General features: G+C 71.6%; 22 protein-coding genes and 1 tRNA gene. 11 read left to right on the plus strand and 12 right to left on the minus strand.

Annotated elements, in window-relative coordinates:
- Window positions 1–25: 25 nt before the first annotated feature.
- Window positions 26–937 (minus strand): MBL fold metallo-hydrolase, encoded by a 912-nt coding sequence (locus tag OO54_RS20135; RefSeq protein ID WP_033204933.1) that lies wholly within the window; start codon window positions 935–937, stop codon window positions 26–28.
- Between the two features lie 155 nt (window positions 938–1,092).
- Between OO54_RS20135 and OO54_RS20140 the strand changes: the two genes are divergently transcribed.
- Window positions 1,093–2,022, plus strand: a complete 930-nt coding sequence (locus OO54_RS20140) for an NADP-dependent oxidoreductase (RefSeq protein ID WP_033204934.1) — start codon at window positions 1,093–1,095, stop codon at window positions 2,020–2,022.
- Window positions 2,023–2,064: 42 nt separating this feature from the next.
- Here OO54_RS20140 and OO54_RS20145 read toward each other — a convergent pair whose 3' ends face one another.
- The 6 genes from OO54_RS20145 to OO54_RS20170 form a co-directional block, all read right to left on the minus strand.
- Window positions 2,065–3,447, minus strand: a complete 1,383-nt coding sequence (locus OO54_RS20145) for an FAD-binding oxidoreductase (protein WP_234439412.1) — start codon at window positions 3,445–3,447, stop codon at window positions 2,065–2,067.
- Window positions 3,448–3,725: 278 nt separating this feature from the next.
- The gene (locus OO54_RS20150) at window positions 3,726–4,043 is read right to left on the minus strand and encodes a DUF202 domain-containing protein (RefSeq protein ID WP_033204938.1); all 318 of its coding nucleotides are present in this window, start codon (window positions 4,041–4,043) and stop codon (window positions 3,726–3,728) included.
- Window positions 4,040–4,435: a YidH family protein gene (locus tag OO54_RS20155; RefSeq protein WP_017241649.1), complete on the minus strand. Its 396-nt coding sequence runs from the start codon at window positions 4,433–4,435 to the stop codon at window positions 4,040–4,042. The genes OO54_RS20150 and OO54_RS20155 overlap by 4 nt, the downstream gene beginning before the upstream one ends.
- A 24-nt stretch (window positions 4,436–4,459) precedes the next feature.
- Window positions 4,460–4,993, minus strand: a complete 534-nt coding sequence (locus OO54_RS20160) for an NUDIX domain-containing protein (RefSeq protein ID WP_033204940.1) — start codon at window positions 4,991–4,993, stop codon at window positions 4,460–4,462.
- An 83-nt stretch (window positions 4,994–5,076) separates the two neighbouring features.
- Window positions 5,077–5,841, minus strand: a complete 765-nt coding sequence (locus tag OO54_RS20165; protein ID WP_033204942.1) for a glucose 1-dehydrogenase — start codon at window positions 5,839–5,841, stop codon at window positions 5,077–5,079.
- 21 nt (window positions 5,842–5,862) lie between these two features.
- Window positions 5,863–6,492 (minus strand): TetR/AcrR family transcriptional regulator, encoded by a 630-nt coding sequence (locus tag OO54_RS20170; RefSeq protein WP_033204944.1) that lies wholly within the window; start codon window positions 6,490–6,492, stop codon window positions 5,863–5,865.
- A gap of 94 nt (window positions 6,493–6,586) precedes the next feature.
- On the opposite strand from OO54_RS20170, the gene OO54_RS20175 reads away from it, so the two are divergent.
- Both OO54_RS20175 and OO54_RS20180 read left to right on the plus strand, forming a co-directional pair.
- Window positions 6,587–8,242 carry an FAD-binding dehydrogenase gene (locus tag OO54_RS20175; protein WP_033204946.1) on the plus strand — a complete coding sequence of 552 codons (1,656 nt, stop codon included), beginning with the start codon at window positions 6,587–6,589 and terminating at the stop codon, window positions 8,240–8,242.
- A 176-nt stretch (window positions 8,243–8,418) separates the two neighbouring features.
- On the plus strand, window positions 8,419–9,303 hold the full coding sequence (locus tag OO54_RS20180; protein ID WP_033204947.1) for a TIGR03619 family F420-dependent LLM class oxidoreductase: 885 nt from the start codon (window positions 8,419–8,421) through the stop codon (window positions 9,301–9,303).
- Between the two features lie 63 nt (window positions 9,304–9,366).
- Here the strand turns inward: OO54_RS20180 and OO54_RS20185 are convergent, their stop codons facing one another.
- Both OO54_RS20185 and OO54_RS20190 read right to left on the minus strand, forming a co-directional pair.
- Window positions 9,367–10,764 (minus strand): GntP family permease, encoded by a 1,398-nt coding sequence (locus OO54_RS20185; protein WP_033204949.1) that lies wholly within the window; start codon window positions 10,762–10,764, stop codon window positions 9,367–9,369.
- 59 nt (window positions 10,765–10,823) lie between these two features.
- Window positions 10,824–11,348, minus strand: coding sequence for a gluconokinase (locus OO54_RS20190; RefSeq protein ID WP_033204951.1), 525 nt, complete (start codon window positions 11,346–11,348; stop codon window positions 10,824–10,826).
- A gap of 157 nt (window positions 11,349–11,505) precedes the next feature.
- Here OO54_RS20190 and OO54_RS20195 point away from each other — a divergent pair, with 157 nt between their 5' ends.
- From OO54_RS20195 to OO54_RS20210, 4 genes are all read left to right on the plus strand, one after another.
- Window positions 11,506–12,207: a FadR/GntR family transcriptional regulator gene (locus OO54_RS20195; RefSeq protein ID WP_033204953.1), complete on the plus strand. Its 702-nt coding sequence runs from the start codon at window positions 11,506–11,508 to the stop codon at window positions 12,205–12,207.
- A 155-nt stretch (window positions 12,208–12,362) separates the two neighbouring features.
- The gene (locus OO54_RS20200) at window positions 12,363–13,823 is read left to right on the plus strand and encodes an amino acid permease (protein WP_033204955.1); all 1,461 of its coding nucleotides are present in this window, start codon (window positions 12,363–12,365) and stop codon (window positions 13,821–13,823) included.
- Window positions 13,824–13,943: 120 nt separating this feature from the next.
- On the plus strand, window positions 13,944–15,029 hold the full coding sequence (locus tag OO54_RS20205) for an S-(hydroxymethyl)mycothiol dehydrogenase (RefSeq protein WP_033204956.1): 1,086 nt from the start codon (window positions 13,944–13,946) through the stop codon (window positions 15,027–15,029).
- A complete protein-coding gene (locus OO54_RS20210; RefSeq protein ID WP_033204958.1) occupies window positions 15,029–15,658 on the plus strand; it encodes an MBL fold metallo-hydrolase in 630 nt (209 codons plus the stop codon). Before OO54_RS20205 ends, OO54_RS20210 begins: the two co-directional genes overlap by 1 nt.
- On the opposite strand, the gene OO54_RS20215 is transcribed toward OO54_RS20210, so the two are convergent.
- Window positions 15,642–16,568, minus strand: a complete 927-nt coding sequence (locus OO54_RS20215) for a pseudouridine synthase (protein WP_033204960.1) — start codon at window positions 16,566–16,568, stop codon at window positions 15,642–15,644. The genes OO54_RS20210 and OO54_RS20215 overlap by 17 nt on opposite strands.
- A 52-nt stretch (window positions 16,569–16,620) precedes the next feature.
- Window positions 16,621–16,708: transfer RNA gene (locus tag OO54_RS20220), tRNA-Leu, on the minus strand.
- A gap of 211 nt (window positions 16,709–16,919) precedes the next feature.
- On the opposite strand from OO54_RS20220, the gene OO54_RS20225 reads away from it, so the two are divergent.
- The 3 genes from OO54_RS20225 to OO54_RS20235 all read left to right on the plus strand — a co-directional run bounded on the left by OO54_RS20225 (window position 16,920) and on the right by OO54_RS20235 (window position 19,587).
- Window positions 16,920–18,245, plus strand: coding sequence for a M20/M25/M40 family metallo-hydrolase (locus tag OO54_RS20225; protein ID WP_017241659.1), 1,326 nt, complete (start codon window positions 16,920–16,922; stop codon window positions 18,243–18,245).
- Window positions 18,246–18,396: 151 nt separating this feature from the next.
- Window positions 18,397–18,630 (plus strand): chaplin ChpH, encoded by a 234-nt coding sequence (gene chpH / locus OO54_RS20230; protein ID WP_015032475.1) that lies wholly within the window; start codon window positions 18,397–18,399, stop codon window positions 18,628–18,630.
- Window positions 18,631–18,768: 138 nt separating this feature from the next.
- Window positions 18,769–19,587, plus strand: a complete 819-nt coding sequence (locus OO54_RS20235) for a chaplin (protein WP_033204962.1) — start codon at window positions 18,769–18,771, stop codon at window positions 19,585–19,587.
- Between the two features lie 71 nt (window positions 19,588–19,658).
- Here OO54_RS20235 and OO54_RS20240 read toward each other — a convergent pair whose 3' ends face one another.
- Window positions 19,659–19,847, minus strand: a complete 189-nt coding sequence (locus OO54_RS20240; protein ID WP_017241661.1) for a DUF5703 family protein — start codon at window positions 19,845–19,847, stop codon at window positions 19,659–19,661.
- Window positions 19,848–19,894: 47 nt separating this feature from the next.
- On the opposite strand from OO54_RS20240, the gene OO54_RS20245 reads away from it, so the two are divergent.
- Window positions 19,895–20,620: a hypothetical protein gene (locus tag OO54_RS20245; protein ID WP_051787045.1), complete on the plus strand. Its 726-nt coding sequence runs from the start codon at window positions 19,895–19,897 to the stop codon at window positions 20,618–20,620.
- The last annotated feature ends 50 nt before the right edge of the window (window positions 20,621–20,670 follow it).

Here is a 20,670-nt window from a genome sequence, read left to right on the forward strand (position 1 = left end):
AGGGGGCCCGGGCGCAGCCTGGGGGTCAGGCGTGGCAGGCGACTGGGACGCCGCCGTTCATCGCCGCCATGTCGCCGAACACGGCGACGGGATCCAGCGGCGCCCCTTCCTCGCGTCCTTCCAGTTCGGCGTAGGCGCGGTGGAGGTTGGCGACGAGCCGCTCGCTCTCGCGCCAGGCGGCGAATTCGCCGAGGTCCGCGGCGCGGGCGGTCTCCAGGGGGGTGGCTCCCTTGGCGTAGCCGTCGGCGGCCAGTTCTTGGATCCAGCGGAGGTAGCGCTCGGTGGTGTCGTAGGCGGAGGGGTCGGTGACGCGACCGTGGCCGGGGACGACGGTGGGGGCGTCGAGGGAGCGGAGGAGGTCGAGGGCGCGCAGGGAGCCGGTGAGGGATCCCATGGGGAGGAACGGGGTTCCGCCGTGGAAGACGAGGTCGCCGGTGAAGACGACGCCGTGGTCGGGGAGGTGGACGATGGAGTCGCCGGTGGTGTGGGCGGCGCCGGGGTGGATCACGCGTACTTCGATGTCCCCGACGTACAGGGTGAGGCGGTCGTGGTAGGTGAGGGACGGGGGGAGGATGTCGACGCGCCCGAAGTCGGTCTGCGGCCAGATGAGATGGAGCTGGTGGCCGGCGGCGAGCTGTTCGGCCCGGCAGTTCTCGTGTCCGACGATCCGCGCCTGGGGGTGGAAGACCCCGTTGCCGTAGGTGTGGTCGCCGTGGTGGTGCGTGGTGACGATCGTCGACGGCAGGGGCAGTCCTTGGGCGAGGACGGCCTCGCGCAGGAGTCGTGCCCTGCGTTCGGTGGCGGCGGTGTCGACGAGCAGGGATTCGCCGGCGTCGCCGAGGAAGCCGGCGTTGTTCAGGCACCAGCCGCCGTCGGGCTGGACGAAGGCGTGGACGTTCGGCGCGAGGGCGACGACGTAGGGATCGGTGGCAGACAAAGGGATTCCCCCGGTTGAGAGCCCGATTGGACACGGCGAAGCGTGCCAGCCGTCCCTGCCCGGGGGGAAGTCGGAACGAACGGGTCCGCACGGGCTCGTGTCACCGGCCCTCGTCCGAGTTGCGGCGTGCCGTACCTCCGCACAGGGTCGGAGGCATGAAGGCGATCAGTTACAGCCGGTACGGCGGTCCCGAGGTGCTGGAGTACGGGGAGCGACCGGAGCCGAAGGTGGGGCCGGACGCGGTCCTGGTCAAGGTCCGGGCGGCGTCGGTGAACCCGGTGGACTGGAAGTGTCAGGCCGGGTACCTGGACGGCATGATGGAGGCGGTGTTCCCGGTCGTTCCGGGCTGGGACGTCTCCGGGGTGGTCGTCCGGACCGGGGTGTCCGTGCCCGAGTTCACCGAGGGCGACGAGGTGATGGGTTACGTGCGCGAGGACTTCTTGTCCCGGGGCACCTTCGCCGAGTACGTCGCGGCCCCGGTCCGTACGCTCGCCCGCAAACCGCGCACGGTGGGTTTCGAGGAGGCCGCGGCACTGCCGCTGGTCGGCCTGACCGCCTACCAGGTGCTCCACCAGGCGCTGCTGGTCGGCGCCGGCGACACCGTACTCGTGCACGCGGCGGCGGGCGGGGTCGGCTCGATGGCGGTGCAGATCGCCAGGCACCTGGGCTGCCGGGTCATCGGCGCGGCACGGGAGGCGGGGCTCGAACAGGTCGCGGCGCTCGGCGCCGAGCCGGTCCGCTATGACGAGGCGACCTTCGCCGACCGGGTCCGGGCCTTGGCCCCGATGGGCCTGGACGCCGTTCTCGACACCATCGGCGGGCCGTACCTGAAGCTGTCCGCCGGGCTGCTCGCGCCCGGCGGCCGCCTGGCGTCGATCGCCGACGGCGAGGTCCTCGCGCTCGGCGGGCGCTACTTCTGGGTCCGGCCCGACCCCACCGACCTCGCGGTCCTCGCCGACCTCGTCGACGACGGCGTCGTGTCGGTGCGGGTGGCCAGGACCTTCCCCTTGGAACGCGCGGCGGACGCCCAGCGCGCCAACGCCGAGGGCGGCCTCAACGGCAAGGTCGTCGTCACGGTGCCCTGAGGCCCTGAAGCCCTGAGACCTTGAGGCCCTGACGCCCCCCGCTCACCCGCTCGGCGGAATGTTCTGGTTGAGGGCGAAGACGTTGCCGGGGTCGTACCGGTCCTTCAGCGCGACGAGGCGGGCGTACTTCTCCGGGCCGTACGAGGAGCGCAGACGGGCGCCCTCGTCGGCGAGGATGAAGTTGGGGACGGAGGTGCCGGTCGTCCACGGGCGGAGCGCCGAGTGGAGGTCGCGTGCCCAGGCGATGTGATTCAGGCGGTCCTCGGAGCCCCACCAGACGGCCAGGCAGAAGTAGACCCACTTCGTGGGCGGGACGGTGAGGGCCATGGCGTCCCCGTCGAGGCGGTCCATGGCGCCGCCCAGGGGGCAGAAGATGAGCTGGGTCAGCGGCGAACCCATGGACTCGGCCAGGGCGATCGCGGTGTCGATCGCCTCGTCCGGAAGCTCGGGCAGGTAGTCGATCTTGAAGTACTCGCTGACCCCGGTGGGCGTGCCGTCGTCGAGCATCCGCTGCACGGCGGTGTACGGCATGGGCCGGACCATCCGGACCAGGGGATCGCCCCACTCGACGAGCGGCCGCAGGGCCTCCTCGCCGCGCGCGGGGTCGCCGACGTACGCGACGATCACGGCGCAGGCCGGCTTGCCCCGCGCCTCTTCGGGTACGAACTCCTCCGGCGGAGCGGTGACCAGGGCGAAGGCCCCGGTGACCTCGTCGGGTGCCTGCTCCAGGAAGTCCCGGTAGAACCGCGCGAGCGGGCCGGCGGCCGAGCGTGGGTGGAGGAGCATTCCCGCGTACAGCAGGGGACCGACGGGATGGAGCCGGAAGCCGAAATCGGTGATGACGCCGAAGTTGCCGCCGCCGCCCCGGAGGCCCCAGAACAGCTCGGCGTTCTCCTCCGCGTCGGTGTGGAGGATCCGCCCGTCGGCGGTCACCACCTCCGCCGACACCAGGTTCCAGGCGGAGGGTCCGTACATCCGTTCCAGCCAGCCGGAGCCGCTGCCGAGCGTCAGTCCCGCGACCCCGGTGTCGGACACTCGCCCGCCGGTCACGGCCAGGTCGAACTCCTGGGTGGCGGCGTCCAGTTCGCCCCAGGTGAGGCCGGCGCCGAAGCGGCCGGTGCGGGCCTCCGGGTCGATCTCGACGTGCTTCATCGGGCTGGTGTCGACGACGAGCCCGCCCTCGCAGGACGCGAAGCCGGCGGTGGCGTGGCCCCCGCCGCGCACCGCGACGCCGAGGCTGTTCTCCCGGGCGTACCGGAGTGCGGCGCGTACGTCCTCGGGACCCGTGCAGCGCGCGATCAGGGCCGGATGCTGGTCGTGGTCCCGGTTGAAGCACCGGCGGACGGTGTCGTAGTCGGGGTCGGCGGGTCCCACGACGGCGCCTTGGAATCCCGGTATGCGGTCGGTCGGTCTGGTGGTGGTCATGGTCATGGTCCCTGGTCAGCCGTCGACGACGACGGCCGCAGGACCACGGGCGCGGGCACAGCCCGGCTCGGCCCCGGCCGCCTGCTGTACGCCGTCAGTATGCGACCGGACCCATCGGTAGGCGATTCGGGCATCCGGGGGCGCGAGGGCCCACGCCCCCGGATCGGCTCATGGAACGGGCCCGTCGGGGCGACTCACCGAGCGTCGCCGTCAGGCTGGGCACGGGGCCTCGGATCGACGCACCGGACGGGGCGACCGGCCGAGCCCGCCCGGACGGCTCACCAGATCAGTGCCGCCCCGAAGACGGCCAGTGCGATCGTGCACATCGCCGCCAGCAGCGCGCCCCGGTGGGAGAGAGGCAGGGGCCGCGCGGTGCCGAGGGAGCGGATCCTGCGGTGGGACACGGCCAGGAACGCGACCCAGACCAGCGCCGACAGCGCGAGCCCGGTCAGCTCCTTCGCCCCGATCTCGTCGCTGACGGTCAGTTTCACGGCCAGCACCGCGACGACCGTGCACGACAGGGTCGTACGCCGCCACGCGAGCCGGGTCCGCTCCGGCTGGAGCCCGGGATCCCGGACGTCGCCGGCCGCGGTCACCGCCCGGCCCAGCCGAAGACGACGAGCACCACCATGGTGAGCGCCACGCCGGCCACGGCGAGGCTCAGCACCGCGGGGAACCGGGACCCGGGCAGGTCCTCGCCGCGCCGCATCGCCCGCTCGCAGCGCACCCAGTGGTTCACCGCGCGCAGGGAGCACAGCACCCCGGCCGCGAGGAGCGCGAGCGCGAGCCCGACGCGCACCCCCCAGCGCAGGTCGGGCAGGAACTGGGCGACGGCGAATCCGCCGCCGACGAGTGCGAGCGCGGTCCGGAGCCAGGCCAGGAAGGTCCGCTCGTTGGCGAGGGAGAAACGGTAGTCGGGGGTCTCGCCCTCGTCCCGGACCCGCTGCGGCGCGAACCAGAGCCGCAGGGTCTGCACGAAATCGCTCACATGTGCACCCTAACGGCCGGGTGATCAGCCCGCCCGGCCGCCCGTACCGCCCTCACGGGACCGCAGCTCCTCGTACGCGGCGAGCCCGTCCGGCACCCACTCCCAGGTTCCGAGCCGCGCGCGCACCTCGTCGTCCGTGAGGAAGCCGTGCCAGGCGACCTCCTCGACCTGGGGGTCCACCGGCAGCTCGCAGCGCACGTCGTACACCGCCGACCACCACTTGCCGGCCACGCCCCCGGAGTCGTACAGGAACTTCGTCACCGGCTCGGGCCGGGGCAGCCCGGAGACGCCGAGCTCCTCCTCGGCCTCGCGCAGCGCGGCCTCGTCGTAGGACTCGCCCGCGCCGACGACGCCGCCCACGAACATGTCGTACAGGGAGGGGAAGATCAGCTTCGTCGGCGTCCGGCGGTGGACGAACACGCGGCCCTCGGCGTCCCGGACCCGGATGAAGACGCAGCGGTGGATCAGACCCCGCGCGTACACCTCGCCGCGCGGCGCCTGTCCGACCACCCGGTCGTGCTCGTCGACGACGTCGAGAATCTCTTCAGTGGCACTCATGCCGTCATCCAACCAGGGCCTGCCGCGCGGCCGGTGGCCGCGTCACCGCCCGCCGGGGCCTCCCGGCCCCGGCGGCGTGCGGCTCACTGCCCCATGACGTACTTGACCGTCGGGCCGGTGGTCCAGCCGCCGTCGACCGCCAGCTCGGCACCGGTCACGTACGAGGCGGAGTCGGAGAGCAGGAAGACGACCGCGCCGGCGATCTCGTCGGCCTCGCCGACCCGGCCCATGGGCGTGTTCGGGTACTTGCCCTCGCCGCGCTCGATGCCGACGGAGGCCGTCATCGGGGTGTACGTCATGCCAGGGTGGACGGAGTTGACGCGGATCTTCGCCGTGCCGAGCTCCACCGCCCCGATCTTGGTCAGGCCGCGCACGCCCCACTTGGAGGCGCCGTAGCCGGCGGTCAGGGCCAGCCCCATCAGGCCGGCGGCCGAGGAGATGTTGACGATCGAGCCGCCACCGGCCTCCTTCATCGCCGGTATCGCGGCCTTCATGCCGATGAAGACGCCGGTCAGGTTGATGTCGAGGACCTTGCGGAAGTGCTCGACGGACTCCGTCTCCAGGAACGCGCCGGTGGAGATGCCCGCGTTGTTCACCAGGCCGTGCAGTCCGCCGAACTCCGCCACCGCGTAGGCGACGGCCGCCGCCCACTCCTCCTCGGAGGTCACGTCGTGGTGGAAGAACCGCGCCCGCTCGCCGAGCGCGTCGGCGGTCGCCTTGCCGTCCTCGTCCAGGACGTCGGTGACGACGACGTTGGCTCCGGCGGCCACGGCCTGCCGGGCGGCCTCGGCGCCCAGGCCTCGGGCGCCGCCGGTGATGAGCACGGTCTTGCCGGTGAGGTCGTTCATGGAAGGTCCCTTCGGGGTGCTTCAGACGCTCCGGGGCTGTGCGGCCCGGAGAAGCGCGGTGGTCGTCTCGACGAGATCGGCGAGGAAGAGCGCCTCGCCGGTGAGGGGTTCGGAGCCGTCGAGGTACTGCCGGGCCCGGTCCGCCATGGCCGCGCCCACCACGGTGAGCGCCAGGTCGAGGCGCTCCAGGAGCAGCGGCTCGGGCAGCCCGAGGGCGGCGAGCCGGTCCGCGACCCGTTCGATCAGGCGCCAGTAGACGGTGCCGGCGAGCGCGGGGTGCGGGGTGCGGGTGCGCACGCCGCTCTCGTGGCTGAGCTGGGCGGAGATCCGCAGGCAGCGACGGCCCCGGTCGGTCCCCAGCTCGCTCGCCTCGGCGGTGACGAGGGCGGCGACCAGTTCCTTGAGGTCGTCGCCCGCCTGCTCGAAGAGGGGGGCGAGGATCTGTTCCGTACGCAGCTGGCGGCCGGCCATCACCGCGTCGAGCAGTCCGGCGCGCGAGCCGAAGTGGTACTGCACGGCGGACGGGTTCGCCTGTCCGGCGAGGGCCACGACGTCCCGCAGTTGCGCGCCGTCGACGCCCCGGGCGGCGAAGAGTTCCTCTGCCGCGCGGATCAGTTTCTCCCGGGTCTCAGGCCCTGACGTTCGTGCCATACCTTCATATTAATGCTCGACATTAGGAAACGGGAGTGCCACGGACGAGGCGAAACGGTTGACTCGATACATCCGTGTATCCAAGATGCGGTCCATGTCCTACGACGCTGATGTGATCGTGATCGGGGCCGGTCTCGCCGGCCTCGTCGCCACCGCCGAGCTGGTCGACGCCGGCCGCACCGTGATCCTCCTCGACCAGGAACCCGAGCAGTCCCTCGGCGGCCAGGCCCACTGGTCCTTCGGCGGACTCTTCCTCGTCGACTCGCCCGAGCAGCGCCGGATGCGCGTCAAGGACAGCCACGAGCTCGCCCTCCAGGACTGGTACGGCACCGCCGGCTTCGACCGGACCGAGGACCACTGGCCGAAGAAGTGGGCCGAGGCGTACGTCGACTTCGCCGCCGGCGAGAAGCGTTCCTGGCTCCACGCGCGCGGGGTGCGCTTCTTCCCCGTCGTCGGCTGGGCCGAGCGCGGCGGCTACGACGCCAACGGCCACGGCAACTCCGTACCCCGCTTCCACATCACCTGGGGCACCGGCCCCGGCCTCGTCGCCCCCTTCGAGCGGCGGGTCCGCGAAGGCGTCGCCCGCGGCCTGGTCCAGCTGCGCTTCCGCCACCGCGTGACCGCACTCGGCCGCACCGGCGGAGCCGTCGACACCGTCACCGGCGAGATCCTGGAACCCTCCACCGCCGCCCGCGGCACCGCCAGCAGCCGCGAGGCCACCGGTTCCTTCGAGCTGCGAGCCCAGGCCGTGATCGTCACCTCGGGCGGCATCGGCGGCAACCACGACCTGGTCCGGGCCCAGTGGCCCGCCCGCCTCGGCACCCCGCCCGCCCGCATGCTCTCCGGCGTCCCCGCCCACGTCGACGGCCTCATGCTCGGCATCGCCGAGAAGGCCGGCGCCCACCACATCAACCGCGACCGGATGTGGCACTACACCGAGGGCATCGAGAACTGGAACCCGATCTGGGCCCGGCACGGCATCCGCATCCTCCCCGGCCCGTCCAGCCTGTGGCTCGACGCGACCGGCAAGCGGCTGCCCGTCCCGCTCTTCCCCGGCTTCGACACCCTCGGCACCCTCGAACACATCATGCGGACCGGCCACGACCACACCTGGTTCGTCCTCGACAAGCGCATCATCGGCAAGGAGTTCGCCCTCTCCGGCTCCGAACAGAACCCCGACCTCACCGGCAAGTCCGTCCGCGACGTCCTCGGCCGCGCCCGCGCCGACGTGCCCGCGCCCGTCCAGGCCTTCATGGACCGGGGCGTCGACTTCGTCGTCGAGAACGACCTCTCCGCCCTCGTCCGCGGCATGAACGCGCTCACCGACGAGCCGCTGATCGACGAGGACGCCCTCCGGCGCGAGATCACCGCCCGCGACCGCGAGATCGCCAACCCCTTCACCAAGGACCTCCAGGTGACCGCGATCCGCGGCGCCCGCAAGTACCTCGGCGACAAGCTGATCCGTACGGCCGCCCCGCACCGCATCCTCGACCCCAAGGCGGGCCCGCTGATCGCCGTACGCCTCAACATCCTGACCCGCAAGTCCCTGGGCGGCCTGCAGACCGACCTCGACTCCCGCGTCCTGACGGCCACCGGTGAGCCCCTGGACGGCGTGTACGCGGCGGGGGAGGCGGCCGGCTTCGGCGGCGGAGGCGTCCACGGCTACCGCTCCCTCGAAGGCACCTTCCTCGGCGGCTGCATCTTCTCGGGAAGGGCGGCGGGCCGCGCGGCGGCGAAGGCGCTGAGCTGACGGTGCGGGCCGTGCGTGCGGTCGGCCGACGGTGCGGGCCGTGTCGGCCGACCGCACGCAGGGGCCGTGTCGGCGGCGGGTAGACGGGGCACGGACCCGCGCGAAGGGGGCGTGTGGCGGGGGTCACACGCCGAGCCCGTCGTGTCGCGGGCCGCCCCGCTGCCCAGGATGAGGCCATGGAGATAGGCATCGCACTGCCCCAGTACGGCACGCACGCCCGCGCCGACCGCATCGCGGGCTTCGCGCGGGACGCCGAGGACGCCGGGTTCGACTCGTTCTGGGTCGGCGACCGCGCCCTGACCCCCGTGGCCCCCAGCGACCTCTATCCGGGACATACGCCGGAGAACCCCTACCCCCACCAGTACAAGACCTTCCTCGACCCGCTGACCGTGCTCACCGTCGCCGCCGGCGCGACCTCCCGCGCCCGGCTCGGCATGAGCACCCTCAACGGCCCCTGGTACCCGCCGGCCCTGCTCGCCCGCTCTCTCACCTCGCTCGACCAGGTCAGCGGCGGTCGCCTCGACGTCGGTCTCGGCATCGGGTGGCTGCGGGACGAGTACACCGCCGTCGGCGCCGACTTCGGCAGGCGCGGCGCCCTCCTCGACGAGCTGCTCGACGTCCTCGACGGCATCTGGACCCGGGAGGAGTTCGGCCACGAGGGACCCCACTGGACGATCCCCGCCTCGTACGTCGGCCTCCGCCCCGTCCAGCCCGCCGGCCCGCCCGTCTACCTCGGCGGCTTCAGCCCGGCCGCCCTGCGCCGGGTCGGCCGCCGGGCCGCCGGCTGGGTCGGCGCCGTCCTGCCGCCCGGAGCCGCCGAGGGCCTGTGGGACGTGGCCCGGCACGCCGCGGAGGAGGCGGGCCGCGACCCGGGGGCGCTGCGCCGGCAGATCCGCCACAACCCCGCACCCGGCGCCACGGCGGACGCGATCGCCGCCGTCCTGTCGGGAGTGCGCGACACCGGAGCGGACGGATGCTTCGTCGACCTCCAGCAGTCGGTCGACTCGCCGGGCGAGGCCCTGGAGCTCGGAGGCAAGGTCCTGGGCCTGCTGCGGGGCTGAGCACGGCGAAGGGCCCCGGACCGTCCCTGCGGACGTCCGGGGCCCTTGGTGTGCCCGCCGGAGCTACAGCACCAGCGACAGCAGCAGGACGAACACGATGCCGACCACCGAGATGATCGTCTCCATCACCGACCAGGTCTTGATCGTCTGGCCGACGTCCATGCCGAAGTACTCCTTCACCAGCCAGAACCCGGCGTCGTTGACGTGGCTGAAGAACAGCGAGCCGGCACCGATCGCGAGCACGAGCAGCGACACCTCACCGGTCGACATGCCCTCGGCGAGCGGGGCGACCAGGCCGGCCGCGGAGATCGTCGCCACCGTGGCCGAGCCGGTCGCGAGCCGGATCGCGACCGCGATCAGCCAGGCGAGCAGCAGGGCCGGGATCGACCAGCTCTTCGAGAAGTCGAGGATCATCTGGCCGACGCCGATGTCGATCAGGGTCTGCTTGAAGCCGCCGCCCGCGCCGACGATCAGCAGGATGCCGGCGATGGGGGCGAGGGACTTCTCGACGGTGGAGGACAGCTGCTCCTTGGTGAAGCCGGCCGCCCGGCCCAGTGTGAACATGCCGACTATGACGGCCGCGAGCAGGGCGATCAGTGGCGAGCCGATGACGTCGGTGACCTTCTGCACGCCGTTCTCGGGGTCGTCGACCACGATGTCGACGAGAGCCTTGACCAGCATCAGGACGACGGGCAGCAGGATGGTCGCGACGGTGGCGCCGAAGCTCGGGCGCTTCTCCAGGTCCTCGGAGGGCCGCGCCGGGATCATGTTCTCGGGGGCCTGGATGTCCACCCAGCGGGCGGCGTACTTGGAGAAGACCGGACCGGCGATGATCACCGTCGGGACGGCGACGACCAGGCCGAGTGCCAGCGTCACGCCCAGGTTGGCGCCGACCGCGTCGATCGCGACGAGCGGGCCGGGGTGCGGCGGGATCAGACCGTGCATCACGGAGAGGCCGGCCAGGGCCGGGATGCCGATCCGCATCAGCGAGTAGTTGCCGCGCTTGGCGACCATGAGCACGACCGGGATCAGCAGAACGATGCCGACCTCGAAGAAGAGCGGCAGGCCGATCACGGAGGCGATCAGGACCATCGCCCACGGCATGGCGCGCTTGCCGGTCTTCGCCAGGATCGTGTCGACGATCTGGTCGGCGCCGCCGGAGTCGGCGAGCAGCTTCCCGAGGATCGCGCCGAGCGCGATGAGCACGCCCACGCCGGCCACGGTGTTGCCGAGTCCCGTGCTGAACGACTTGATGGTGGCGGCGAGCGGCGCACCGGCGAACGCGCCGAGCGCGAGCGACCCGATGGTCAGCGCCAGGAACGCGTGCATCTTGAACTTGGTGATGAGCAGGACGATGACGGCGATGCCGGCGAGCACGGCGATCCCGAGCTGGGCGTTGCCTGCCGAGGTGATCGGTTCGGCGGCGTCCGCTGCCAGGATCTCGACACTGAGACTGGGCACGGTGGGTCCTTCGTACGGGCAGGAGTGAGGGGGACGGGGGTACGGGGGGACGGAAGAGGTCAGCCGGGCAGGCCGCGCAGCGCGGTGACGGCGCGGACGGCGATCTCCTCCGGGGTGCCGGAGACGTCGACGGCGACGCCGGCCTCGTCGTCCTGCAGCGGCTGCAGGGTGGCGAACTGGGAGTCGAGGAGCGCGGTGGGCATGAAGTGGCCCTTGCGCGCGGCCATCCGCGACTCGATCAGCTCCCGGTCACCGGTCAGATGCAGGAAGACGACCCCGGGCGCCGCGGCACGCAGCCGGTCCCGGTAGGTCCGCTTCAGCGCGGAGCTGCTCACCACTCCGCCGAGCCCGGCCCGGCCGTGGGCCCACTCTCCGATGGCGTCCAGCCAGGGCCCCCGGTCCGCGTCGTCCAGCGGGACGCCGGCCGACATCTTGGCGACGTTCGCCGACGGGTGGAAGTCGTCGCCCTCCGCGTACGGCAGGCCGAGGGCCTCCGCGACCAGCGGACCGATGGTGGTCTTGCCGGTCCCGGCGACGCCCATCACGACGACGACCGGGGGTGCGGTGAGGGGGGTGGTGCTCATGGGGGGTGCCTCGCTGTCTTCATCGACATCGATTCGGTGAATCCGTCGCGCTCATGAAACCCATTGAGTACGACGTATTCAAGAGGCTGTGACATAAAAGTCGTACTTTTAATTCCCGGGTGTGATCACACCGACCCGCGCGCATAGGCTGATCACCATGACGACACCGGCCCAGGGGCTGCACTCACACGTCCTGGCCACCCTGGGCCTCGCGATCACCGCGGGGGAGTACCCGCCGGGCACCGTGCTGCGCACCGACGAGCTCGCCCAGCGCTTCGACGTCTCCCGGACCGTGGTCCGCGAGGTCGTCCGCGTCCTGGAGTCCATGCACCTCGTCGAGTCGCGCCGCCGCGTCGGCGTGACCGTCCTCCCCACCGCCAGCTGGAACGTGTACGACCCCCAGGTCATCCGCTGGCGCCTGGCCGGTGCGGACCGGCCCCGCCAGCTCCGCTCGCTCACCGTGCTCCGCTCGGCCGTCGAACCCGTCGCCGCCGGCCTGGCCGCCCACAACGCCACCCCCGACCAGTGCCGCGAGCTCACCGAGCAGGCCCTCGGAATGGTCGCCACCTCGCGCGGCCGGCGCCTGGAGGAGTACCTCGTGCACGACATCGCGTTCCACCGGGTCGTCCTCAACGCCTCCGGCAACGAGATGTTCGCCCGCCTCGGCGACGTCGTCGCCGAGGTCCTCACCGGCCGCACCCACCACCACGTCATGTTCGAGGACCCCGACCCGGCCGCCGTCACCCTCCACGTCCAGGTCGCCGAGGCCGTGCGGGAGCGGAACGCGGCCCGCGCCGAGGAGCTGACCCGGCAGATCGCGGTCGGAGCCCTCCAGGAACTGGACGTACTGGCTCCGTAAAGCTCTGAACTAGCTCAAGAATGGGCGTTCAGTGACATGCGCCACTGTCATCGGCATCCCCTGCCGTGAGGATGTGCGCTGGCCGTGCCGGGGAAACCCCCCACGGGGCACGGCCGGGCACCGCACAGCTCCCCCTCACGAAGGCGAACAACTCCATGACTGACCGCGTCATCGCGGCCGAGCCGCTGTCCGCCACCGCGGCGAACCCGGCCGCCGCCCCCCACGTCGACGCAGGCGACGCCGGATACCGCAAGGACCTCAAGTCCCGGCACATCAACATGATCGCCATCGGCGGCGCCATCGGCACCGGCCTCTTCCTGGGCGCGGGCGGCCGGATGTCCCAGGCGGGACCCTCCCTCTTCATCGCCTACGCGGTCTGCGGCGTCTTCGCCTTCTTCGTGGTGCGCGCCCTCGGCGAACTCGTGCTCTACCGCCCCTCCTCGGGCGCCTTCGTCTCCTACGCCCGTGAGTTCATGGGCGAGAAGGGCGCCTACACGGCCGGCTGGCTCTACTTCCTCAACTGGTCCACCACCGCCGTCGCCGACATCACCGCGGCCGCCACCTACGCCCACTTCTGGTCGATGTTCAGCGACGTCCCCCAGTGGATCCTGGCCCTGATCGCCCTCGCGGTGGTCCTCGCCGCCAACCTCATCTCCGTGAAGTACTTCGGCGAGATGGAGTTCTGGTTCGCGATCATCAAGGTCGCCGCCCTGGTCGCCTTCATGCTCGTCGGCATCTTCCTCATCGTGACCTCGCACGACGTCGGCGGCCACACCCCCGGCCTCGCCAACATCACGGACAACGGCGGCATCTTCCCCAACGGCATGATGCCGATGCTGCTCCTCATCCAGGGCGTCGTCTTCGCCTACGCCTCCGTCGAGCTCTGCGGCGTCGCCGCCGGCGAGACCGAGAACCCCGAGAAGATCATGCCGAAGGCGATCAACTCGATCATGTGGCGCGTGGGCCTCTTCTACGTCGGCTCGGTGGTCCTGCTCGCCCTGCTCCTGCCGTACACGGCCTACTCCGGCGACCAGAGCCCCTTCGTCACCGTCTTCGACAAGCTGGGCATCCCCGGTGCCGCCGGCGTGATGAACCTCGTCGTCCTCACCGCCGCCCTCTCCAGCCTCAACTCCGGCCTGTACTCCACCGGCCGCATCCTGCGCTCCATGTCGCTCGCCGGCTCCGCGCCCAAGTTCACCGGCGTCATGAACAAGGGCGGCGTCCCCTACGGCGGCATCCTGCTCACCGCGGCCTTCGGCGTCCTCGGCGTCGGCCTCAACTACGTCATGCCGGGCGAGGCCTTCGAGCTGGTCCTCAACTTCGCCTCCATCGGCATCATCGGCACCTGGGCCATGATCATGCTCTGCTCGCTGCTCTTCTGGCGCAGCGCCGAGCAGGGCAAGCTCACCCGCCCCGGCTACAACCTCCCCTGGGCCCCGTACACCCAGATCGTGACCATCGCCTTCCTCGCCTCCGTCCTCGTCCTGATGTGGATGGACGGCGGCATCAGCCGCACCACCGTGAACTGCCTGCCGCTCATCGCGGCCGCGCTCACCGGCGGCTGGTTCCTGGTCCGCCGACGGGTCCGCGCGACCGCGGGGACGCACCAGGACTGACCCCCTCCACGGGAACGGCGGGACCCCCGCGGGCACGGCCTGCGGGGGTCTCGCCTTTTGTCAGGAGATAGTGGTACGCAAGAGGCTTACAAGATCCGGTCGGAGAAAAGGAAGTTCGCGATGCCGCAGCACGTCCAGGGGGTCATCGCCCCCGGCAGGAACGAACCGGTACGGGTCGAGACCATCGTCATCCCCGACCCCGGCCCCGGCGAGGCCGTCGTGAAGATCCAGGCCTGCGGCGTCTGCCACACCGATCTCCACTACAAGCAGGGCGCCATCAACGACGAGTTCCCCTTCCTGCTCGGCCACGAGGCCGCCGGAATCGTCGAGTCGGTCGGCGAGGGCGTCACCGACGTCACCCCCGGCGACTTCGTCGTCCTCAACTGGCGCGCCGTGTGCGGCACCTGCCGCGCCTGTCTGCGCGGCCGCCCCTGGTACTGCTTCGCCACCCACAACGCGAAGCAGCGGATGACCCTCCTCGACGGCACGGAGCTCTCCCCGGCCCTCGGCATCGGCGCCTTCGCCGAGAAGACCCTCGTCGCCGCCGGCCAGTGCACCAAGGTCGACCCCGCCGTCGCCCCCGAGGTCGCGGGCCTCCTCGGCTGCGGCGTCATGGCCGGCATCGGCGCCGCCATCAACACCGGGAACGTCGGCCGCGGCGACACCGTCGCCGTCATCGGCTGCGGCGGCGTCGGCGACGCGGCGATCGTCGGCTCCCGCCTCGCCGGAGCCGCGAAGATCATCGCCGTCGACATCGACGACCGGAAGCTGGAGACCGCGAAGGGGATGGGCGCCACCCACACCGTCAACTCCCGTTCCGCCGACGCCGTCGAGGCCATCCGCGAACTCACCGGCGGCTTCGGCGCCGACGTCGTCATCGAGGCCGTCGGCCGCCCGGAGACGTACCGGCAGGCCTTCTACGCCCGCGACCTCGCCGGCACCGTCGTCCTCGTCGGCGTCCCCACCCCCGAGATGAAGCTCGAACTCCCCCTCCTCGACGTCTTCGGCCGCGGCGGCGCCCTCAAGTCCTCCTGGTACGGCGACTGCCTGCCCTCCCGCGACTTCCCGATGCTCATCGACCTGCACCAGCAGGGCCGCATCGACCTCGCCGCCTTCGTCACCGAGACCATCGGCCTCGGCGACGTCGAGAAGGCCTTCGCCCGCATGCACGAGGGCGACGTCCTCCGCTCGGTGGTGGTGCTGTGATGACCGCCCGCATCGACCACCTGGTCACCTCCGGCACCTTCAGCCTCGACGGCGGCACCTGGGACGTCGACAACAACGTCTGGATCGTCGGCGACGACACCGAGGCCATCGTCATCGACGCCGCCCACGACGCCGACGCCATCCTCGCCGCCCTCGACGGCCGCACCCTCCGCGCGATCGTCTGCACCCACGCCCACGACGACCACATCGACGCGGCCCCGGCGCTCGCGGCCGCCACCGGCGCCCGCATCCTGCTCCACCCCGCCGACCAGCCGCTCTGGAAGCAGACCCACCCCGACCACAGCCCCGACGGCGACCTCGCCGACGGTCAGGTCCTCACCATCGCCGGCACCGACCTGCGCGTCCTGCACACACCGGGCCACGCCCCCGGCGCGGTCAGCCTGTACGCCCCCGACCTCGGCACGGTCTTCACCGGCGACACCCTCTTCCAGGGCGGCCCCGGCGCCACCGGCCGCTCCTTCTCCGACTTCCCGACGATCGTCGACTCGATCCGCGGGAAGCTGCTGACCCTCCCGCCGGAGACGGTGGTCCGCACCGGACACGGCGACACCACCACGATCGGGGCCGAGGCCCCGCACCTCCAGGAGTGGATCAACCGAGGCCACTGAGAGCCAGCCGGCTCTCGAACCGCATCTCCCCACCCGTGAACGGGTCGGTGAACTCCAGCGTCCGCGCCAGCAGTTGCAGCGGCCGTCCGAAGTCCTCCGGCCCGTCCTCACGCACCACCGGATACACCGGATCGTGCAGGATCGGCAGCCCGAGCGCGTTCATGTGCACCCGCAGCTGATGGGTCCGCCCGGTCACCGGCTCCAGCCGGTACCGCCCGAGACCGCCCGCCCGCTCCACCAGCGCTATCCGGCTCTCCGCGTTCGGCTCGCCCGCCACCTCCCGGGCCGCCATCACCCCGCGCTCCTTCTCGATCCGGCTCCGCACCGTCACCGGCAGCTTCAGCCCCGGCTCGTACGCGGCCACCGCCTCGTACTCCTTGCGCACCGCCCGGTCCCGGAACAGCGTCTGATACGCCCCCCGGTCCTCCTCCCGCACCACGAACAGCACCAGCCCCGCCGTCAGCCGGTCCAGCCGGTGCGCAGGCTGCAGCCGCGGCATGCCGAGGTCCCTCCGCAGCCGCGCCAGCGCCGTCTCCGTCACATGCCGCCCCCGCGGCATCGTGGCCAGGAAGTGCGGCTTGTCCACCACCACGATCCGCTCGTCGCGGTGCACCACCCCGATCGGGAACGGCACCGCGGTCTCCACGGGAAAGTCCCGGTGGAACCAGACGTACCGCCCCGCGGCGTACGGCTCGTCCCCGCGCACGGGGCCGTCGACCCCCACGAACCGGCCACTCAGCAGCATCGCCTCGACCCGCCCGGCGCCGATCGCGCCCGCGTACCGGTCGAGCAGATGCTCCCGGACGGTCCCCCAGACCCCCTCGGGGTCCTCCGGCAGCCGCACCCGCACGGGATCGATCCCGTCCCGCTGGGGGAGAGGGGAAGAAGGGGCCTTGGTTCTGCGTCGCACCGGGTCCTACCGCCGTAACGAGAAAGACCCCACATGATGTGGGGTCTTTCGCTGGTGTCCGAGGGGGGACTTGAACCCCCACGCCCGATAAAGGGCACTAGCACCTCAAGCTAGCGCGTCTGCCATTCCGCCACCCGGACTAGGTGTTTCGTCTTCTTGGCCGCTCGGCCCTTCCGACGAACAGAACAATAGCAAAGATCTGAGGGGGTCGATCACCACCCCCAGGTCAGCCGGTGTCATGTGACGTCCGCATGTCGGCCGACGGGCGCCCTTGGGGGGTGAGGGGGGCACGCGGGAGGATGGGGGCGACCGGCCGGCAAGTACGTGGGGCACGTAGTGAGAGGAAGCAGCGTGAGCGAGTCGAAGACGGGCCAGGGCGTCAGGGGCGAGGACGAGGTCGTCGACCTCTGCCGCGATCTCATCCGGATCGACACCAGCAACTACGGCGACCACTCGGGCCCGGGTGAGCGGGCGGCGGCCGAGTACGTCGCCGAGAAGCTCGCGGAGGTCGGGCTCGAGCCGAAGATCATCGAGTCGCACAGGGGGCGGGCCTCCACCGTGGCCCGCATCGAGGGCGAGGACCCGTCGAAGCCGGCCCTGCTCATCCACGGGCACACCGACGTGGTTCCGGCCAATGCCGAGGACTGGACGCACCACCCCTTCTCCGGCGAGGTCGCCGACGGGTGCGTGTGGGGCCGCGGGGCCGTCGACATGAAGGACATGGACGCGATGACCCTCGCGGTCGTACGGGACCGGCTGCGCAGCGGCCGCAAGCCCCCGCGCGACATCGTCCTCGCCTTCCTCGCCGACGAGGAGGCCGGCGGCACGTACGGCGCCCGGTACCTCGTCGACAAGCACCGGGACCTCTTCGACGGGGTCACCGAGGCGATCGGCGAGGTCGGCGGCTTCTCGTTCACGGTCAACGAGAACCTGCGGCTCTACCTGGTCGAGACGGCCCAGAAGGGCATGCACTGGATGCGGCTGACCGTCGAGGGCACCGCGGGCCACGGCTCGATGACGAACGACGACAACGCCATCACCGAGCTCTGTGAGGCCGTGGGCCGCCTCGGCCGCCACCAGTGGCCGGTGAGGGTCACCAAGACCGTGCGGTCGTTCCTGGACGAGCTCTCGGACGCGCTGGGCACCCCGCTCGACCCCGAGGACATGGACGGCACCCTCGCCAAGCTCGGCGGCATCGCCAAGATGGTCGGCGCCACCCTGCGGAACTCCGCCGCCCCGACCATGCTCGGCGCCGGCTACAAGGTGAACGTGATCCCCGGCCAGGCCACGGCGCACGTCGACGGCCGCTTCCTGCCCGGGTACGAGCAGGAGTTCCTGGCCGACCTCGACCGGATCCTCGGCCCCCGCGTGAAGCGCGAGGACGTGCACGGCGACAAGGCCCTGGAGACCAGCTTCGACGGCGCCCTGGTCGACGCCATGCAGCTGGCGCTGCGAGCCGAGGACCCGATCGCCCGCGCCGTGCCGTACATGCTCTCCGGCGGCACCGACGCCAAGTCCTTCGACGACCTCGGCATCCGCTGCTTCGGCTTCGCCCCGCTCCAGCTGCCGCCGGAGCTCGACTTCGCCGGCATGTTCCACGGCGTCGACGAGCGGGTGCCGGTCGACGGCCTGAAGTTCGGCGTCCGCGTCCTGGACCGCTTCATCGACGCCTGCTGACGACCTGCCGATGGAGCCCCCCGAATTCGTCCGTGCGTTTGCATGTGACCGGAAAGAGTGAATGAACACGGGGGCTCGTAGCCCCCACCATTCCCCCTCGTTACAGGTGTGCGGTCCGCGGCTGGGGCCGCATTTCCAACTAGGAGGAATAATGATCAAGAAGGTCGTCGCTGCTGCGGCTGCCACGGGCGGTCTCGTTCTCGCGGGTGCGGGCATGGCCGTTGCCGACGCGGGTGCCCAGGGTGCCGCCATCGGTTCCCCCGGTGTCCTCTCGGGCAACGTCGTCCAGGTGCCGGTTCACGTCCCCGTGAACGTGTGCGGCAACACGGTCTCCGTGATCGGGCTGCTGAACCCCGCCTTCGGCAACACCTGCGTCAACGCCTGACGTTGAGCCTCGCCCCGTGAGGGTGTGAGCCGGTCCGGCCCCGGAGTGCGTGCCATGCACTCCGGGGCCGGTGGCCATTTCCGCCCCGGGTTTCCCGCCCGGTGGCACTCTTTCGAAGTCGAGCAGCAGGGAACAGCTATGCGACAGGTCACGCGCAAGGGTCTTATCACCGTGGCGGCCGCCGGAGGCGTTTTCGCCGCCGTCGGAGGCGGTTATGCGCACGCCGATTCCGGAGCGAACGGTACGGCCACGAATTCACCGGGCGTCGCGTCCGGAAATTCCGTACAGGTCCCGGTGCACGTACCGGTGAACGCCTGCGGAAACACCGTCAACGTCGTCGGATTGATGAATCCGGCGATGGGCAACAACTGTGCCAACGGGTCCGGCTACGGAAGCGGCTCCTCCGCGAGCGGGCACACCAGTGACTCTCCCGGCGTGGGTTCCGGCAACACCGTCCAGGTGCCGGTCGACGTCCCCGTCAACGTCTGCGGCAACAGCTTCACCGGCGTCGGCCTCGGCAACGCCGTCGCGGACAACGACTGCGGGAACGGCGGCGGCGACACGGGCTACGGGGAGGAGGAGCCGGGCAACCCCGGGAACCCTGGCAACCCCGGGAACCCTGGCAACCCGGGCAATCCCGGGAACCCCGGCAATCCCGGGAACCCCGGGAACCCGGGCAACCCTGGGAACCCGGGCAACCCTGGGAACCCGGGCAACCCCGGCACTCCTGGTAACCCCGGCACCCCCGGCACCCCCGGTACGCCCGGTACGCCGGGTACGCCCCCCGGCACCGAAGGTGGGCCGAACACGCCCGGTCCCAACGGGGTCACGCCGCCCCGCGCCACCGAGGAGCTCGCCGAGACCGGAGCCGGTCCGCTCGGGGTGATCGTCCCGGCCGGTGCGGGGCTGCTGCTCGCGGGTTCGCTGATCTACCGCCGGACCCGCGGCGCCGCCTGAGCCGCCGCTCCCCGTATGAAACGCATCACGCACAGGGGCCCCGCGCATCGCGGGGCCCCTTCTCTCGTCGCCTACCAGGTCGCCCGGATCTGTCGGATGATCCGGCGCTTGAGCCGCACCCTGCGGCTTCCGTCCCGGTGCAGGCTGAGGCGGTCCAACTCCCAGTGTCCGTACTCGGCATGGTCGGTCAGGAGCCGCGTCGCCTCCTTGCGGGAGACACCGCGCGGCACGTACACATCGACAAATTCGTATTCCGGCATCGCATCTATTGTGCGGGCACGGGCCTGGTACGGATAGCGTCTGTCCCATGTCTGATGCTGCGCAGCCCACCGCTGCCGAGGTACGTGCCGCCGCCGAGGCGGTCAAGACCGCACTGGACCGTCACCTCGCGGCGGTCGAACTCCGCACGGGAGACGACGACACGGCCGTCTACGAGGCCTTCAACGCCCTCGCCACGGCGGCCGAGGCGTACGACGAGCTCCTCTACGACCGCTACGACGAGGTCACTCCCTTCGAGATCCCCGGGGCGGACGGTGCCCTGCCGCCGTACGCCGGACCTGACGAACCCCATGCCCTCAGCCTCCTGATCCGCCGCGACTACGCCGTGGCGGAACCACAGCGCCTGCTCGCCCAGGCCAGGCGCGTCGCCGAGCTCGACGGCGACGAGGAGACCACCGGGGCGGCCGCGCGGGCCGGTGCCTCGCCCCTGGCCGCGCTCGGTGTCCTCTTCGGCGAGTACGAGCCCGACGAGATCGCCTCCCGCCACAAGGAGTTCGGCCTGGAGGAGGGCGACTCCACCCTGTGGGTCACCGCCGCCGACGAGCTCCCGGAACCGGGGGAGTGGCTCAGCGCACCCTTCGATCACGCCGACCCCGAGCGCATCGTGTGCCGCTTCGACGTCAGCTCCGTCTTCGACGAGGACGAGGACGAGGACGAGGACGAGGACCCGGGCTTCGACGGAGAGGGAGACGACGTGCCCCGCGTGCCGAGGGCCGTCGCCGGCGCGGACCGGCACGCGAGCGCCGGTTCCTGAGCGAACGGTGGAGGGCCGGGACACCGCGCTGAGCGCTGTCCCGGCCCTCC

This window comes from Streptomyces wedmorensis (assembly GCF_000716445.1).
In the GTDB taxonomy this organism is placed as follows: Bacteria; Actinomycetota; Actinomycetes; order Streptomycetales; family Streptomycetaceae; genus Streptomyces; species Streptomyces wedmorensis.